A 17401-nucleotide genomic window follows, 5' to 3' on the forward strand; every position below is an offset into this window, starting at 1 on the left:
TTTTGCTCTGGAACAGATACAGACGGGTGAGCTGTAGCATAATATTTCCGCTATATATAACTATACAATAATACTATTTGAGTTATGAATCAATAAGGACTATACTGTTACTGACTGGAGGGATTATCATGAGAGAATTAGACCCCAATAATAAAAAACATGTTCTGTTCACCTTATTTTTTGCAACCTTATATTTAAGCGCTTTTACCTTCGGCGGCGGTTATGTCATCGTTACTTTATTAAAAGACAAATTTGTGGACCATTACCACTGGATCGATGAAGAAGAAATGCTGGACCTGGTGGCGATCGCACAATCCTCACCGGGACCGATCGCGGTCAACGGCGCCATCGTAGTCGGCTATAAGCTCTGCAGTCTTAAGGGAGTCCTGGTCGCTGTGCTGGGAGCCGTTCTGCCGCCGATGATCATCTTATCCGTCATCTCCTTCTTTTATAAAGCTTTTAGTACAAACCCTTATATCTCTGCTGTATTAAATGGAATGAGTGCCGGCGTGGGCGCTGTCATTGCGTCTGTTGTCTATGATATGGGAAGCGGCATCGTGAAAACACGTGACTGGATCAATATGGTCATTATGGTACTCAGCTTCTGTATCAGTTATTTTTTCAACGTCAACGTTGTGATCATCATTCTTGCGGTTGCAGTATTTGGACTGGTCCGCACCATGGGCGCTGAGAAAGGATGGTGGAAAAAATGATCTATCTAAAGCTATTTCTTAGTTTCCTGCAGATCGGATGCTTTAGCTTCGGCGGCGGATATGCTGCCATGCCTCTGATCCAGGAACAAGTTGTCACACTGAACCATTGGCTGACTCTGGATGCATTTACCGACCTTGTCACCATTTCCCAGATGACGCCAGGACCCATCGCCATCAATGCGGCCACCTTTGTAGGCACCCAGATCGCAGGCCCCGGAGGGGCACTTGTCGCCACAATGGGTTGCATCCTGCCTTCCTGCATCTTCGTTACACTGCTGGCATTTATTTATACCAAGTACCGGAACCTCTCCCTTCTCCAGGGAACTTTAGGGGCGCTGCGTCCGGCAGTAGTTGCATTGATCGCCAACGCCGGGATCACCATACTCGTATCGGCTTTCTTTAGAAACAAGACTATTTCTTTTACGGGTGGAAATGTAGAATTCAGGATGATCCTGTACTTTATCGTTGCAATGTTCCTTCTGCGTAAGGTAAAATTAAATCCCATCCTTGTGATGGTATTATGCGGAGGCTTTGAGGTCGGGTACTACACTTTGACCCATGTGATACACATATAAATACCCATATAAATAGAAGGAGGTGCCGCCATGCCGGCAATCAGTGTTTTAATGAAGCCGTCCTCCAGTATGTGTAATATGTCCTGCGACTATTGCTTTTACTGTGATGAGGCACAGAAACGTACCCAGGAGTCTTTCGGATTCATGTCTGAACAGACCTTAAAAAATATCATCCGAAAGACCATGCTCCGTGCAAAAGGAATGATCAGCTATGCCTACCAGGGCGGAGAACCGACCTTAAGGGGACTGGATTTTTTCAAAAAGGCGGTTGCATATCAGAAGCAGTATAATAAGAACCAGATCCAGGTACATAACGCCCTGCAGACTAACGGTTACGTGATCGATGAAGAATGGTGCCGTTTTTTTCAGGAGAATCATTTTCTCATCGGGCTGTCTGTAGACGGAACAAAGGAAACCCACGATGCTCTTCGCCATACGAAAAATGGCGGTGATACTTATGCCCGGATTAACGAAGCAGCAAAGCTTATGGACCAATATGGGGTGGATTATAATATCCTGACTGTCGTGACCCCTGCGATAGCAGATAACATCCGCACTATTTACCACAGTTATCAGAAGCGGGGGTGGAATTACCAGCAGTATATTGCCTGCCTTGATCCGCTTGATGAGGGACACGGAAAGACACCGTTCTCCCTTCCCCCTGAAAAATACGGGCAGTTCCTGGTCACTCTGTTTGATCTGTGGTATGAAGATTTAAAACACGGCTGCCAGCCTTACATCCGCCAGTTCGAGAATTATATCGGCCTGGCTGCCGGTTACATGGCGGAATCCTGCGACCAGAGGGGAACCTGCGGTATTCAGAATGTGGTAGAAGCTGACGGCAGCGTCTATCCCTGCGATTTCTATATGCTGGATGAATACTGTCTTGGGAATTTTAATGAACACAGGATGGATCATATCAATGAAATGAGGAAAGAGATCGGGTTTGTAGAACGGTCTATGAAATTAGATGAAAAATGTGGAGTCTGTAAGTATTACAGAATCTGCCGGGGCGGATGTCAGCGGAACCGGGATCTCAATCCCGGGACCGGGCTGTATGAGAATTACTTCTGCAAAAGCTATCAGATGTTCTTTGATACATGTTATGACAGGATCATGGAGATCGGCAGTAAAGTGCACCGATAGACTAATATAAATTTAAACGGACAGATATGAAAAGAGTCAGATTAAAAAGGGCGAATCCTATGACAAATTACAGAAATGTATCCATGTGAGTATCCTGGATTTTATCCACTTTCCTGGTGATAATGAATCCTACCGATGCATACATCTTTGCGATGATAAAACACATCGCATTTATTCTGATAAAATGGAAGTTCAAATATTAGATTTAAAGAAGCTTCCAGCAGAGGTCAAAACGGGCGAGGATATCATTGCATGGATGAAGTTTTTCAGTGGAAAAAACAGAGAGGAGTTTAAACGTATGGCTAAGACAAACGAATATCTCGATGAAGCATATCAGACCCTGTTGGACCTGAGTACGGATGAACAAAAAAGACTCGAATACGAAGCCCGGGAGAAGGCTCTGAAAGATTATAATACCCAAATCAGCAGTGCTGAAGAGAGAGGGATACAATGTGCCCGGCAAGTTTTTAAACTTCATATGCAAGGGAAAACATCAGAAGACATTGCTGCATTATGCAATCTTACTATAGATAAGGTAAATGAAATCCTTGAATAATTTCTAATCCAGACGGGGGTGGCTGTAACGCATACGACTCACAGCCACCTCGTATAAAATTCTATAGCACATTTTATTTCATCTCTTTTTGCAGCACTGCTATTCCGATTTTTCCCGGCAACTGTACTTTTGTTAAGCCTGATGCACTATTCTCTACCACTTTTCTAGTTGTTTCCCATGTATCAATGATTTGATTACCGGTTCAATTCCATAAGCAGTGCATTTAACTTTTCTTTTTCTTCTTCCGGCAGAAAGCTGTTAAGCAGGGACAGCGGCTGACCTAAAATTGCATCTAAACCACTGTTTCCGTCTGCCGGTGCCCCGTGCCCTGTCTTTTGGGCAAGCATATCCACTGTATCCAGAGTAATCTGATCCCCCATTTGATCTAGCATCTGCGCAACATCTTCCGACATATATAATTGTGCCATTCCACGAAGCACATATCTAATCGTACTGTCCAGAAAAGATCTCCCTTTTTTGGTCTTTACCACCTCGATCATAGATGTTGAAAGCGTATATCCTCCAACCGGAGGGATAGGATCTGCATTGACTCTTACCCTCTCTTCTAATACGATATCATGAGCATTCAGGCCAACCTGGACTGCATAACTGCCATTTTCAGCCCTCCATTTCTTTGCAATCGGGTTCCAGTGGGCAAAGGCCCCCGGACTTAATTCTATGGTAACCGTCTTTTTCTCTCCCGGCTCAAGATAAACCTTCTCAAATGCCTTGAGTTCCCGGACCGGATGAATCATTTCTGCTTTTTCAGGCGCCACATAGATCTGAATCAGCGCTTTACCGGCTGTTTTTCCTGAATTCTGGACATCTACAGATACACTTAATGTCTGTCCTTCCTCAATTTGTTTTTTCTCAAGCACCAGATTGCTGTAACTAAAAATACATCAATGCTACCATATACACGTATTTATTCTTCTTAAGTACAGTCGCAACATCGGAAAGATTCTCTGCAGCCTTAAGCCTTACCGTGATGCTATACTGTGAAATTGACATCCCCACCTGTTTTGAAAACTGTCCGGAAAGATAGGTCCGGTTAATCCCTATTAAATCTGCAATCTCCTGCACTGTCACCTTTTTATGAATATTCTGCGTCAGGTAGTCTTTACATTGTTCTACATAATAAGCATTTCTTTTTTTATCCCTGATCTTCTTAACATTTCCTGCAAATTCTCTCTGGCATTCCATGTACAACCGGTACATTTCTGCCTCGCTCCGGCATTTTGCAAGCCTCTGCATATAAATCTCGCTCAAAGAATATGCCGATGATGCAGGAACCCCGCCTTCCATTGCAGCTCTGGCAACAAGCGTAATTCCAGCCACTATCATATATTCTGACTGCTTTAGATTATTTTCTGCAAGTATGCCGACTTCATTTGTCAGTTCTTTCATATTAATATTGACATTCTGAAATTTCTCCACTCTTCCTTCCCGGATATCCGCAAGATACTGCTGTTCATACTCATTGTGAATGTGCCCTGCCTCGGCTTCTGTCACTTTCTGCCTGTAGTTGAGCATTTCATTGTGTCTATTGTGTGCACCAGAGTCAATGTGGTTGATCTCTAACAGAGCCATTTCCTCTTGCTGTGTTCCATTGACCATAAATATGGCAATAGAAAGGAGATTTGCGGTTTCTAAAAGACTTAGCGCAGGAAGGCGTAATCTCTTTTGTATAAGATGATGGATCTTTCAGTAACGGAACAGAAATCCGCTGTTCAACTCTCCTGTGCATACCGGCCCGCCCACATACAGATTCTCTTCTTTGTCACAGAAGGAAAAATAAACCGCCTCATCCTGTTCGTATTCAATCACGGTTCCTTCCGGTTTTGTCCGTTCCTTAATCATATGATAAAGAGAGGCATCCGAACGGAAAGGATCTTCCTCATCCCACTCACTGGAGGAACATACCAGCATCCTGCCATTACAGTCAAAAACATGCATGGATATTTCTCTGTTAGCGCTGATTTTGTTTATAATAAATGGTATTTCTTCTCTCATCTTTTCTCCTCTGATTCAGATAAACCATATAACATATATGATACTTTTATAAAATAAATTATAGCACACTCATTTTCTGTATCATATGATGATTACAAAAATTAGCATTTGTTTGCTGCTAAAAATATTATTTTTTTACTAACAGTAAAAATATCCGCTTGCCTCTATCATATTTTGACAGTCAATGTATAAACTATTATTGCCACTCTAAAATATGTTGACTTATCCTCTGGCATAAGGTATAGTATTTTTAGTGGTTGCGCTACGATTGCTTGCGAGGCGCGTAGCCGGGGGAGTCCATGCGTGGACTCCTCTTTTTTAGCATAGTTTATAAAGGAGGATGTGTAGTGAATAAAACATTCCTTACATATAAAGAACAAATAAACTTTTTAAGAAATAATAAACAACTGACTATATCTGATGAAGAATATGCTGAGAAAATTTTATCCAAGATGAGCTATTACGCACTTATTGGTGGTTATAAAAATCTTTTTAAACATGCACCTTCCGGAAAATATATTTATGGTGTAACCCTTGAAGAGTTACTTGCTTTTTATTATTTTGACGAAGAACTTCGCATATTATTTTTAAAATACATACTTCACGTAGAGCGTAATATAAAATCTTTATTATCTTATTATTTTTGTGAAAAGCATGGTGAAAATCAATTCGAGTATTTATCTGCCCAAAATTACACAATCACTAAAAAGAACTATAAAGATGTTAATCGTCTGATAAATTCTTTAAATCAAGCTATCTCACTTCCGAGCCATTATAACTATATAACGCATCATGCTAAGACATACGGAAATATCCCACTTTGGGTAGCTGTCAATACTTTTACTTTTGGACAAATTTCCAAAATGTATCAATATATGCCTAATGATATTCAAACAAAAATCAGCCTGAATTTCGGAAATATTTCAGAAAGACAGCTCCATCAATTTCTTCGCGTCTTAGCAAGTTGCAGAAATGTATGTGCTCATGGCGAACGCCTATATTCATTTAATATAAACGAGTCAATCCCTAATCTGCCATTACATAAAAAACTTCAAATCCCATTCAAGAATGGGCAGTATATAAATGGAAAACATGATTTATTTGCTGTCTTTATTGCGTTAAGATATCTAATAGATTATGATGATTTCATATTTCTAAAAACTGCTTTAACTCGATTGATGAAAGATATTTTAGACAAATGCCCTCATATTAATGAAGAAAAGTTATTAAATGAAATGGGATTTTCAAAAAGTTGGAATAAAATTATGCTGTTTAAAATTTAACCCTATCAGTGTCCCCCACTATTTATGTCTCTTTGGCATAAATAGTGGGGGACAACCGAAGTTACTTTTATACCTTATTTTACGAAAAGCATCATATGACGCCGAAGGAATATCGTACAAAGCATAAGCTATTAAACGCTGAGTGATTTTTACTCAGTCCTGCTTGCCAGTGCTGCAAAATACCACATCATATCCTTGATTCCTGCCGGGGCGATTTCCATCATCCAAGCTCCCACAGAGGATCTGGTAATCGTCCCTGCTTCTGCCTTCTGAATTAAAAGTTCCTGCGCTTTATCAGCCCCCTCACCAAGGAACCGTTTCACCGCATGATACATATTCACTGCACCGCGCTCCCATTCCAAGTCCTTCAATCCCTCCGGAATCCGGTCTTCTATCTCTGCTTTCCTTGCCGCCAGGATATGCTCTTTCGTCACCTCCCCCTGTTCCGGGAATCCAAATCTGGCATATCGTTCTGCAGGGCAGTCGTTCTCCCGCATCAGCTTCACCATTTCGTTCGCCAGCTCAGTCTCTTTTTCGATATCCATAAGAGGATGCTCCTGCTTCGGATCTTCTTCCAGGCAGAAAAGCTTTGTGCCAAAGTTGACTGCATCATTCATTCCTGTCTTAGCGCCAACCTTCATAGTCCGGCATCCCTTTGTAAAGGAGAATGGTTCCTCTAACCGGATATCCTGAAGCTCTGCCACAGGAAAACGGCTGTTCATGTGAGTCGGCATGAGCGTATACTCATTCAGCTCTGTTTTATCCAGAGGCGCTTTCATATATACCCAATTGCCGTCTGTCAGATTGCAATGACCGTCATGATAACCGAAAATCGCATATTCCCGCACCTTTTTCCCTTCCCTGATCACCGGGAACAGGGATTTCCCCTGCATATCTTTTGGAATCTCCATACCGAAGAAATCCAGGATCGTCACCGGCAGATCGATGGTCTGTGTCAATGCTCCTCTTCGCTCACCTGCCGTCTTGCTCACCGGATCGTAGATGAACAGTGGTGTATGGGAAATCTCCTCATAAACAGGCATGATCGACTTGCTCCACCAGTCATGCTCTCCCAGCAGAAATCCATGGTCCGTGTTCACGATCAGCATCGTATCCTCCCACAGCCCATATTCGTCCATCTTATCCAGAACTTTTCCAAGATAATGGTCGCACATCGTGATCAGCGCTGCATACTCCAGACGCATATGCTTAACATCATCCTCACCCTCTGTCACGAAATAGTAAGGAGGCCAGTCTCCCATTTGTCCTTTATACTCGTGCGCAAACTGCTCCTTATACTCCTTCTGAGTGAAAAATGGTTCGTGTGGATCAAAAGTTTCAATCTGTAAGAACCAATTATCTTCCCTGTGATTCTGCTCCAAAAAGTCTAATCCTGCCTGGAAAGTCCTGGCCTGAGGCATCTTTTCCTCACAGTCTATATACTGACGGTTTGCCTTGTCAAAATAATTGACCGGGCCCACTAACTGCCTCTTTGCCGCTGCATCCAGTAGTTCCTGATTTGTTTTCCACGGATCTCCTTCCTGCCCCCGGTTCAGGTCGAAGGAGGAGTATCTGTGATGATAGGTCGCTCCCCCGTCCTCCCAGTAATGTTGATGATCCGTTGTCAGATGTGTGTAGATGCCATTATTTTTCAATATTTCCGGCATGGAGTCATCGAACGGCTCCAATGGTCCCCAGCTTCTGTGCTGGAAGTTCAGCCTTCCCGTATGCAATTCTCTTCTGGCAGGCATACACGGCATACTACCTACATAGTTACAGTCAAATGTCACCGCCCGGTCTGCCAGACGCTTAAAATTCGGTGTTGGAATCCAGTCACATCCATACGGCTCTAACATTTTCCGATTCAGAGAATCGAACATTACCATAATTGCTTTCATTTATTTTTCTCCTAACTCAGCTCTCTTTGCCAGGTCTGCGCGGATCTCTCCCTGCTTCTTTTCCAGGTCATAAAAATGAAGGATCACAAGCATGATTCCGCAGAGGATCGCAGGTACAATGGAATATCCCATCTGAATGGCTGTAAGTGCACCTGCACTCTGTGTTTCAGCGCCGCTTACAAATCCTGCCGCTCCCATAAGAACACCCAGAAGACCGCTGGCAATGCCGGCTCCAACCTTGGATGCAAATCCATTCACAGAGTTCATCATCGCCTCAACTCTGACACCTGTTTTCCACTCGCCGTAATCCATGCACTGGATCATGAAAAGACTTCCGATCATCTGAAGCATGGATGCTCCCGGAATCATGGAGATTAAACTTCCTGCAAACACAATCGTCATATTGGATCCTGCAAAATATTTTAAGATATTGCCGGCGATTGCCATAATAAGACCAATTCTTACAAAATTCATTGCATTCCCTTTACGCACAGCTAATGGGAAAATAACAAGGGTAAAAGGTGTTAACAAACCAAGCATGCTTACAAGGGACATTTTCCCGATATCTCCCATGATGTACTGGAAGAAATAGGTGCCAATACCTGAATTCAGGTTATTGATTACTGCACATAAGAAGGTTGCACTTACAAAAATGAACAGGTATTTATTTTTAGCAATTGCTTTTAATCCTTCTTTCAGTGTAATGTCATCCTTCTTCTGAATCCCGACAGATTCATCTTCCACTACTTCTTTAATAAAGAAGAATCTAAACAGACCAATTATGGTAAGAGGCACTGCAAATACAAGCATAATCTTTGTCCATCCGCCTGGCTGAGATCCCCATTTAGCGATAAGCTGCGGCAGAAGGATACTTGCCATCGTAGGAACCAGCATAGCCAGGATTCCTGCTACCGTCAGTGCCTTTGCACGAAGTGCGTCATCCGTCGTCGATCTTGCAAGAAACGTGGTCTCTGATGCACTTAAGAATGTCACACAGACTGCCTGAATCAATACATATAGTACAAATACCCAGACAATTTTCCCTGTCGTCCCCATCGAAGCCGGGGTACTAAAGAAGATGACCGTCAGGATCCAGGTCGGTATCAGGAACAATTCATACGGCCTGGCTTTTCCCAGTTTTGTATGAGTCTTATCAATAATAAATCCTGCTATTAAGTCCGTAACCCCGTCAAAGATCTTGCTTACCAGGAACAGTGTTCCGACAAGCCCTGCTGAAAGTCCGAGGCTTTGGGTTGCATAATAAGTTGCCTGCATCAAAAGCAGTGAGTTGACACCCAGAGAAAAACCTCTTGTACTCCAGGCCAATGGGTACATTCTGTTTTTTGTTTGTTTCTTCATGTGAATCTCCCTTCCCTACATTTCATATGTATTAACTATCTGTAACAAGAGTAATAGAAATCAGCTTCTTCAACTATCACGGTTGTTACTTTTTTATTTCAAACATTACCAATTAGATTTCTTTTTTCAGTGCGGCTTCCATACTCTTTCCACTCCTGTTGTGAAGCATGATGCAGTACTCCACGGCCTGCTGTATTCCCATACCCTCTCTGATCGCCTCCTGAACCCGCTTTTCTTCACCTTCCGGACAAAGTGAACGGCAGACCGCCCAGACTCTTTCGAATGTAAAACGGCTGTCATATGTAAACGGGACAATATCACAGGTCCGCTGATACCAATCCAGCATCTCACTCTGATATACAGCCAGCCGTTCTTTCGATATTTTTCCTACGATATTAAAGCGTTCTCCCGGATCAGACGCCAAATCATAAAACTCGTCCCTACCGGACGGTCTGCGTATATATTTGTATCTCCCGTCAAAAATCATCGTCCCCTTTTCATGGGCTTCATCCTCTGCCTGCACAGTCATCCTTGGCCAGTATACATTTGTTTTGGGCGGTCCTGATGGACCATCCACATGAAACTCATCACAATGTACTTCCCCGGATTGCGTCCTCCCTCACAAAACACAAATTTCCGGAGTTGCCTTTTTCTGTCAGCGATTACCGGGCGAAGGGATATTCCAAATTGTGTATGGCCGGGCTTTACTCCTGCATAGTCCATTACTGTTGCATAAAAATCTACCAGTTCTGTCAATCCTTTGGCTGTGCCCGGATCAACGTCCTCTCCTGACGGTGGTTTGATTAAAAGCGGAACTCTTGTCAAACAGTGTTCGAAAGAATTCTGGCATTTTTCCGGCAGGCCGTAATCTCCGGTAAAGTCTCCGTGATCGGATAAAAAGAAAATTGCAGAGTTTTCATATTCTCCTGCTTCCTTCAACGCATCGCATACCATGGAAAACAGTTCGTCGATCATAGCACACTGTGCTAAATATGTGGCACGCAGTTCTTTCCACTGTGTTTCTTTATAATCCTGCATCCCGGTAAGTTCTTTCAGGCGGCCAATAATACGGGATTTTCCTTCTGTTTCCTCATACCTGATCCGTTTCGGAATTTTGGAATCATTGATCAGTCTTCGGTAAGTTTCCGTTGTCGTATATGGCGGATGGGGATTTGTCCAGCCCAGAAACAGACAAAGCGGTTTTTCCGGTTCAACCGGGTTTAGAATCCTCTCACAGGCTGCTCTGGTATCATCCAGATCACTGCCGCCTGCCTGTATCTTTATCCCCTCATAGTGGGAGTACACATGTTCTCTCTCTGCCCCACCCATATTCCCTTTTAAGACATCTAACGGAATTTTGGGTACGGGCTTTGATTTGTCATAATAGTAGATTTCATCCGCATGGCTCTCTGCAAGCCCTTCAATCTGGCCGGCCACCAGGTCATTTCTGGAATTCATCCAGACATAATATCCGGCTTCCTTCAATTCTCTGAACAATGACGTCTCATTCTCATGCAGCAGATGATTCATCGTCCGGTGTCCGTTTACATGGGGATACAGACCTGTTAAAAAAGAACAGCGGCTCGGAACACAGACCGGATTCTGGCAGAACGCGTTTTCAAAAGAAACCGCCTCCTGCGCCGCAAAGTCATCCAGATGGGGCGTATGTGCAGCCGGGTTCCCCATATGCCCCATGCTGTCTACACGCATCTCGTCCGGATTTAAAATAATAATATTGGGTGCTTTCATGACTCCTCCTGCTCCGCTGCATTGCACTGCACCAGAATCATCTGCATCAGCTGCATTGCTTCCGATGGCAGCATCTCGTTCATATCGTTTAGCGTATGTCCCAATGCAAACTGGATAAACATCTCATTCGCAAGTAGTTCCGGCGCATACTGCTTGAGCATCTGCTTTGCAATAGGATTTTCAAGGATCTCTCCAAACTTGCTCTCCATGTCATATTTCTCTTTTACAAAAGAACTTTCTGTCTCATATTCATAATGGTAATTTCCCGAACCCACTGTAAACTCATCCCTTTCAGGCAGACTTATCACAGCAGTCGTGTTCTCAGGCACTAAGATATCGACCGTATACTTGTGATCCAGACAGGAAATCGCACAGGATAGCTCTCCGTAAACAGTCTCTATGGAACCTTTCATTTCAGGAATTCCCTTAATCAGCCTCGGCTTTATCATTGATTTCTGATAGCCCGGTTCCATAAGCTTTAGTCCGCACAGATCATGGAATATCCAGTCTCCCACGGAGGCCAGTGCATATTGGTTCAGGGAATTCATCTCATAACCGTTAAAGCTGCCATCTGGTTTGACGCCGTCCCACAATTCCCATACGGTAGTCGCCCCCAGCTTCACGCTGTACAGCCAGGATGGACAATCCTCTTTTAGAAATATACTCCCTGCGGTTTCATGTGCTCCATTCTCTGATAATACTTTGCACAAAAACTGTGTGCCAACAAATCCTGTTGTCAAATGATTCTGGTGGTCTTTCAGATTTTTCAGGAGTGCTTTAAGCACACGTTCCCGCACGTTTCCTTCTGCCACCTGGAAATGCAGTGCCAGAGCACAGCCAGTCTGTGTCTCGCTGACAAGCCGTCCGTTTGGGGTGACATACTCAGCACGGATACTCCTCATCAGGGACTCGTACAACTGCTGGTATGTCTGGTATTCCTCTTCTTTTCCCAATATTTTTGCTGACTGGGCTGTAATATATGTTGAATAGGCATAATAAATATTTGCAATATAGTATAAATCAGTAGAACCTGTCTTTTCAGTAAATTCCAGGTCCCACACCTCTTCTTCCCTTGGAATGCACGGCCCTTTGTCCATATCCATAGCGACCCAGTCCCCAAGCTGCTGCCCGTTCTGGATCAGACCATTTTCCCCTGCGCCCTTCCTTGTATACTCTACGCAGGAAACCATGCTCTCAAACTGTTCCTCTAAAAAGCGTTTGTCACCATATACCTGATACAAAGTCCACGGTACTACCGTTGCTGCATCATGCCATATGGCGATCCCCCCTGAAGGACCCAGGATATTCGGAACAGATGTCGGGACCCCCATCCCCAGTGACTGCTCATATTTCAAATCTCTCAGCCATTTCTGGAAAAAGAGTGCAATATTTTTGTGACATGCTGCCGTAGAAAGAAACATCTGCGCATCTCCTGTATAGCCTAGTCTTTCATCCCGCTGCGGGCAGTCTGTCGGGATATCCAGATAATTACTGCGCATCGTCCAGTCAATATTTTTCCACAGTCTGTTCACCAGGTCATTAGAACAGGAAAATGTTCCAGTCTGCTCCAACGCTGTGTGCATCACACAGACAGTAAAATCTTCCGGGTTTGGCAGTTCTTCTAGACCCAGAATCTGAATGTACCTAAAACCATGGAATGTAAAGATTGGCATGAACACATCCTTACCTCCGCTGCAGATAAATGTATCTGTTGCTTTCGCGGTACGAAGATTTACGGTATAGAAATTTCCATTTTCATCAAGGGCTTCTGCATGACGTATTGTAATTTTCGTCCCCTTTTGATATTGCAGGTGCGCCTCCACGACACCAGTAAGGTTCTGTCCAAAGTCAATCACAACCTCCCCTTTCGGAGTTACAAAGAGCTCTTTCGCCGGGATACGCTCTGTGATCCTGACCGGCTCATCTTCCTGGGCTGTCAGAATCTCTTTTGCCTGATCATACAGCCGAACCGGCCTTACCTTATCTTCCTCCCTGCTGTAATCAATGACTTCTCCATGATAAATCTCGCTGTAACGTCTTGCCCCCGTGGTGCTCATCCAGCTTTCGTCTGTTACAATCCGCTCCCTGCTGCCATCCATGTACAGAATCTCAATCTGTGCAATAACAGCCGTACGTTTTCCGTAATGATCCCCCTGATTGTAAAATCCGAGAATTCCCTTATACCATCCATTTCCAACGGTCATGCGTATCTCATTATCCGTTTCTATCTGCTCTGTAATATCATAAGTCTGGTATTGGATACGTTCCTGATAGCTCGTCCATCCAGGTGCAAAGTAGGTATCCCCTGCCTTTTTCCCGTTCAATTCCAGCTCATAAATTCCCAGTGCGCTTGCATACACCCTGGCAGACTTTATTTCTTTCTCTATATGGAATTTTTTCACAAATATGGCACACGGTTCTAATCCATCCTCAAACCCATGGGTAATCCACTCTGCCTGAAAGTTCGAGTATTCCATAAGCCCGGTCTCAAACCAGGCAGAACCCTCTGCCGTCTCCTTGTGGTTATCCTCCACAATTACGGTCACATTGTAGCGCGTTCCCGGCCGGAAACATTTTCCCTGATAAGGAATGCAGACAGACTGACTGCTCTCAGATCATAAATTCTCAGCATATCTTTCGTAACTCCCCTTCTGTAATCCCATTCTCATTGAAAGCATCAATCCTTACATAAACAGGCTGTCCTTTGATAAGTGCACCGATCTGCACCTCATTTTTTCCATACACCAGGTAACTGTGATAAAGCTTGTCACAGGCAAATCCCCACAGGACATTGTATCCGAGAGCATCCCCTGCAGGCCATTTCACAGTCAGATCCAGCTTTGTTACCAGACTGGCATCAAACTCTTTCACACGCTCCGGCAGCTTACCATCTCCTTTTCCAAATACACGCAGTCCTGAGATACATGCATTCTGGGCAAAGGGAAGCTCTTTGACCGTACACCTTATATATCTTGCCTTGAATCCGTTTTCACGGACAATCAAATCATGTGGGAGATCTGTCTGCGCTTCGGACTTATCCTCGATCACAAAATACTCTTCTCCGTCCACAGACCCTTCTAAAAGCCACCGCGTATAATGCTGTCTCATGTCAATATATCTTGGGTCCGGCTCGCCTTTCAAACTCACGCCCTCCGGAAGCGGTACATCCAGTCCATCATCTGTAAAATTCACCTGGACCGCATGGATATCATAATTCTCCCCAAGATCAACCTCCAGCCATTCGTCAGAATGATTTGTGGCAGCCTTCCACCATGTCCGCATATTTTCATCTATCGCATATTCCTGAAGATGATCTCCCTCTGCAGAGGACGCCGTAACCTTTTTACCATAAGACAGCAGCATCCATTCCGGCTTCTCCCATTGATCCTTCCTGACATCTTCCAGTCTCATCGGCCAGTCTCCATATCTCTGATTACAGAACAATTCTCCGTCATGGTCAAAGCCTGCCGGCCACAGACCGATCCTTCTTTCAAAATTGCAGTGGACACTCAGTCTTACAGATGCCGTATGCCATACATTTCCATGTTTGTCTTCCATTGTGGAACCATGGCCTGTCCCGGTTACAAAACCGCCCGGCTTGTAAGAGTAAGGATTATTTTTTGCGAGAGTGAACGGTCCTAAAGGACTGTCAGACACATAGACACTGTCGCCATAGACATTATCCTCCGTGTGCGGAATCGCATACTGCAGATAATACTTTCCTTCGTGCTTATCCATCCATGGACCCTCTAAAAATGGGGATGGAGTCATATACTGCCTGACAACTGCAATTTCCTCCTCTGTCAATCCTGGATTGGCGCTGACATAATAACTAATCTGCGCTTCTACCTCCTCCTGGCTTATGGAAGGAACATGATTTTCTCCGTATCGTTCAAACCCATTTTCCTTATCATTTACAGAAAACAGCCCCTTTGGCTCTCCCAGCGGATGCATGGTCTCTGGATCTAATTCCACTCCATAGATTGGCAGCACGTTCGAGCATCCCCAATAGAAATACACTCTCCCGTCATCATCGGCAAACAGATTAGGATCCCAGAAAGAGAAGGTTCCCTTGATCTCTTCGAACTCACCATGTATCGGATCCTTACTTCTATAAAAAGAACAAATATCCTTATTAGAGGCAGAAAAGTAAAGATACTCTCCAAGCACCCTGACATCCGGCGCATAGTCATAGGCCGGCGCCCCTTTCAGCGGATAAAATTTCCAGTCTGCCAGATCATCGCTTACATAAAACCCCCCCGCCATAGAAGGGAATAAATAATACTGCCCTTTAAACATCACCAGAGACGGGTCTGCCGCCTCTCTTACGATCTGCATTCCATTTCTGGACTCCACAAATTGATATCGGTATTCTATATTCATGGGATTACATATATATTTCATCATCCTTATCCTCCAAACAAATTCTGAGACAGCGGCACATCTCTGTACCGCTGCAATGTCATTTATATTCTTTCTTTCCTTACGCTCTCAAGCAGATCCTTGTCATTGTATCTCTCTGCCCACTGGATGAGCTTCTGCTTCATATCTTCCTTTAAAGCCTGGTATTTAGGATCGTCGTAAAGGTTATGCAGCTCGTATGGATCCACTGCCAGATCATACAATTCTTCGATCTGTCCCTGATTGTATATATACTTATACCTCTGTGTCATCAGTGCCCTTCCCAAGTGAGGATATTTATGACCATAAGTTTCACTGACAACATAGTCTCTTATATTTTGTTCCTTTCTGCTGGCAAGAGGCAGCAGTGATATTCCGTCGGCCTGAGTTTTAAATGCAGTGCCTGCCGCGTCCAGCATTGTCTGTGCCACATCCAGGTTGCTCACAAGCTCGTTGCTGACCTGTCCAAAGGGAATCACTCCATTATATTTCATCGCCATTGGAATCCGCAGCATTTCTTCCGGCATATAGCAGTCTTTGTCAAAATGTCCCCCATGGCTTGCGATGGCATCTCCATGGTCTGTAGTCCAGATGATCAGCGTATTGTCTTCCAGGCCCAGCTCTTTAAGTTTGTCCAGGATCATGCCTCCTGCCTCATCTACCAAAGTTGTCTGTGCATATTCTAAGGCCAGATCTTTCTGCCATATTTCCCAGGGAATCGGATTTGGATAGATCAGTCTGTCATGTTCGCTGATCCCGCCGTTTGTTTCTATCTGATAAATTTCCGGTTTTTTATTGTTATACACATTTTCTGAAAAACTAGGGTACTCTGGTATATCCTTCGGATCATACAAATCCACAAACTCCTGTGTCGGAAAATACGGATGATGCGGCCCCCAAAAATCCACACGTAGCGAAAACGGGCGGTCATCCTCTGATCCGGCAATTCGCTCCAGCTGGTCACAGGCAAGGCTTGCCAGGAAGAAGGACTCATGTGCCTCCTTAGGTCCCTGCATAATACCGCTGCATGGTTCGTTAGACCAAAGATACTTCTGCTCGTAGAGCTCTCCCGGAGTCTGTCCCGGACCGAACTGCTTCACCATACTTTCATTCACTGATTTTTCCATTGCCTCATCGACCATGTCGGTCGGCTGTCCCTGGCTCTTTAAATAATCCTTTAAGCTGAACTCTTTAAAAAAGGAATGCTCAATCCGCACTTTCGGAAACTCCAGGTGCTTACGCTCCAGATAATCCCGGTACTCCGGCTGGATATATGGATTGTTGTAGCCGGGAAGAGAGAAGCCTTCACACCCGTGGTCATACGGAGTTCCCGGCCCTACATGCCATTTTCCGAAATAGTAGCTCTGATATCCTTCTTTCTTTAAAATATCCAGATAGGTATCCTCCGTAAAAGGAACATCCTTATCATTACCGCACTCCCCATGGTTGTGAGGATACTGCCCGCACAGCATGGAACGGCGTGCAGGGCCGCAGAGCGGATAGACACAGTAAGCTCTGTTAAAAGCAATCCCCTCACTGGCAAGACGTTCAAAATAAGGACGCTGTATCTTAGGCCCGAAATCTCTGTCATGTCCGTAAAACGCCTGATGGTCATTCACTATATAAACAATATTTGGTCTCTTGCTCATTCTTTTCCTCCTAGTATATGTAACTGCAATGTTCTCTCTTCCCTATGCTTCTGCCTCTG

14 protein-coding genes and 1 pseudogene are annotated in these 17401 nt (G+C 44.3%); 5 read left to right on the top strand and 10 right to left on the bottom strand.

What is annotated here, in order from left to right:
• Positions 1-128: 128 nt before the first annotated feature.
• From AC4OGX_RS10365 to AC4OGX_RS10380, 4 genes and pseudogenes are all read left to right on the top strand, one after another.
• Positions 129-713 (top strand): chromate transporter, encoded by a 585-nt coding sequence (locus AC4OGX_RS10365; protein WP_493330315.1) that lies wholly within the window; start codon positions 129-131, stop codon positions 711-713.
• Positions 710-1288 carry a chromate transporter gene (locus AC4OGX_RS10370; protein ID WP_493330317.1) on the top strand — a complete coding sequence of 193 codons (579 nt, stop codon included), beginning with the start codon at positions 710-712 and terminating at the stop codon, positions 1286-1288. The genes AC4OGX_RS10365 and AC4OGX_RS10370 overlap by 4 nt, the downstream gene beginning before the upstream one ends.
• A gap of 30 nt (positions 1289-1318) precedes the next feature.
• Positions 1319-2434, top strand: a complete 1116-nt coding sequence (locus AC4OGX_RS10375; RefSeq protein WP_493330319.1) for an anaerobic sulfatase maturase — start codon at positions 1319-1321, stop codon at positions 2432-2434.
• 37 nt (positions 2435-2471) lie between these two features.
• Positions 2472-2990, top strand: a pseudogene (locus AC4OGX_RS10380) (Rpn family recombination-promoting nuclease/putative transposase); the annotation flags it as partial.
• 194 nt (positions 2991-3184) lie between these two features.
• On the opposite strand, the gene AC4OGX_RS10385 reads toward AC4OGX_RS10380, so the two are convergent.
• The 3 genes from AC4OGX_RS10385 to AC4OGX_RS10395 all read right to left on the bottom strand — a co-directional run bounded on the left by AC4OGX_RS10385 (position 3185) and on the right by AC4OGX_RS10395 (position 5003).
• On the bottom strand, positions 3185-3868 hold the full coding sequence (locus AC4OGX_RS10385) for a fibronectin type III-like domain-contianing protein (protein WP_493330320.1): 684 nt from the start codon (positions 3866-3868) through the stop codon (positions 3185-3187).
• Between the two features lie 13 nt (positions 3869-3881).
• Positions 3882-4607: a helix-turn-helix transcriptional regulator gene (locus AC4OGX_RS10390; protein WP_493330321.1), complete on the bottom strand. Its 726-nt coding sequence runs from the start codon at positions 4605-4607 to the stop codon at positions 3882-3884.
• Between the two features lie 87 nt (positions 4608-4694).
• Positions 4695-5003 (bottom strand): hypothetical protein, encoded by a 309-nt coding sequence (locus tag AC4OGX_RS10395; protein WP_493330322.1) that lies wholly within the window; start codon positions 5001-5003, stop codon positions 4695-4697.
• A 347-nt stretch (positions 5004-5350) separates the two neighbouring features.
• Between AC4OGX_RS10395 and AC4OGX_RS10400 the strand changes: the two genes are divergently transcribed.
• On the top strand, positions 5351-6286 hold the full coding sequence (locus tag AC4OGX_RS10400) for an Abi family protein (RefSeq protein WP_493330323.1): 936 nt from the start codon (positions 5351-5353) through the stop codon (positions 6284-6286).
• Between the two features lie 149 nt (positions 6287-6435).
• Here the strand turns inward: AC4OGX_RS10400 and AC4OGX_RS10405 are convergent, their stop codons facing one another.
• From AC4OGX_RS10405 to AC4OGX_RS10435, 7 genes are all read right to left on the bottom strand, one after another.
• Positions 6436-8184, bottom strand: coding sequence for a sulfatase (locus AC4OGX_RS10405; RefSeq protein ID WP_493330324.1), 1749 nt, complete (start codon positions 8182-8184; stop codon positions 6436-6438).
• Entirely contained in the window at positions 8185-9543 is a 1359-nt protein-coding gene (locus AC4OGX_RS10410; RefSeq protein ID WP_493330326.1) for an MFS transporter, read from the bottom strand. It lies immediately after the preceding gene.
• A 112-nt stretch (positions 9544-9655) separates the two neighbouring features.
• Complete coding sequence (locus AC4OGX_RS10415) at positions 9656-10066, bottom strand: hypothetical protein (RefSeq protein ID WP_493330329.1); 411 nt, start codon at positions 10064-10066, stop codon at positions 9656-9658.
• A gap of 2 nt (positions 10067-10068) precedes the next feature.
• Positions 10069-11292, bottom strand: coding sequence for a sulfatase-like hydrolase/transferase (locus tag AC4OGX_RS10420; protein WP_493330331.1), 1224 nt, complete (start codon positions 11290-11292; stop codon positions 10069-10071).
• Entirely contained in the window at positions 11289-13883 is a 2595-nt protein-coding gene (locus AC4OGX_RS10425; protein WP_493330382.1) for an alpha-L-rhamnosidase, read from the bottom strand. The genes AC4OGX_RS10420 and AC4OGX_RS10425 overlap by 4 nt, the downstream gene beginning before the upstream one ends.
• A gap of 34 nt (positions 13884-13917) precedes the next feature.
• Positions 13918-15699, bottom strand: a complete 1782-nt coding sequence (locus AC4OGX_RS10430) for a family 43 glycosylhydrolase (protein ID WP_493330332.1) — start codon at positions 15697-15699, stop codon at positions 13918-13920.
• A gap of 59 nt (positions 15700-15758) precedes the next feature.
• The gene (locus tag AC4OGX_RS10435; protein WP_493330334.1) at positions 15759-17342 is read right to left on the bottom strand and encodes a sulfatase-like hydrolase/transferase; all 1584 of its coding nucleotides are present in this window, start codon (positions 17340-17342) and stop codon (positions 15759-15761) included.
• Positions 17343-17401: the final 59 nt, after the last annotated feature.

The sequence above is a fragment of the Faecalicatena sp. genome (assembly GCF_058819085.1).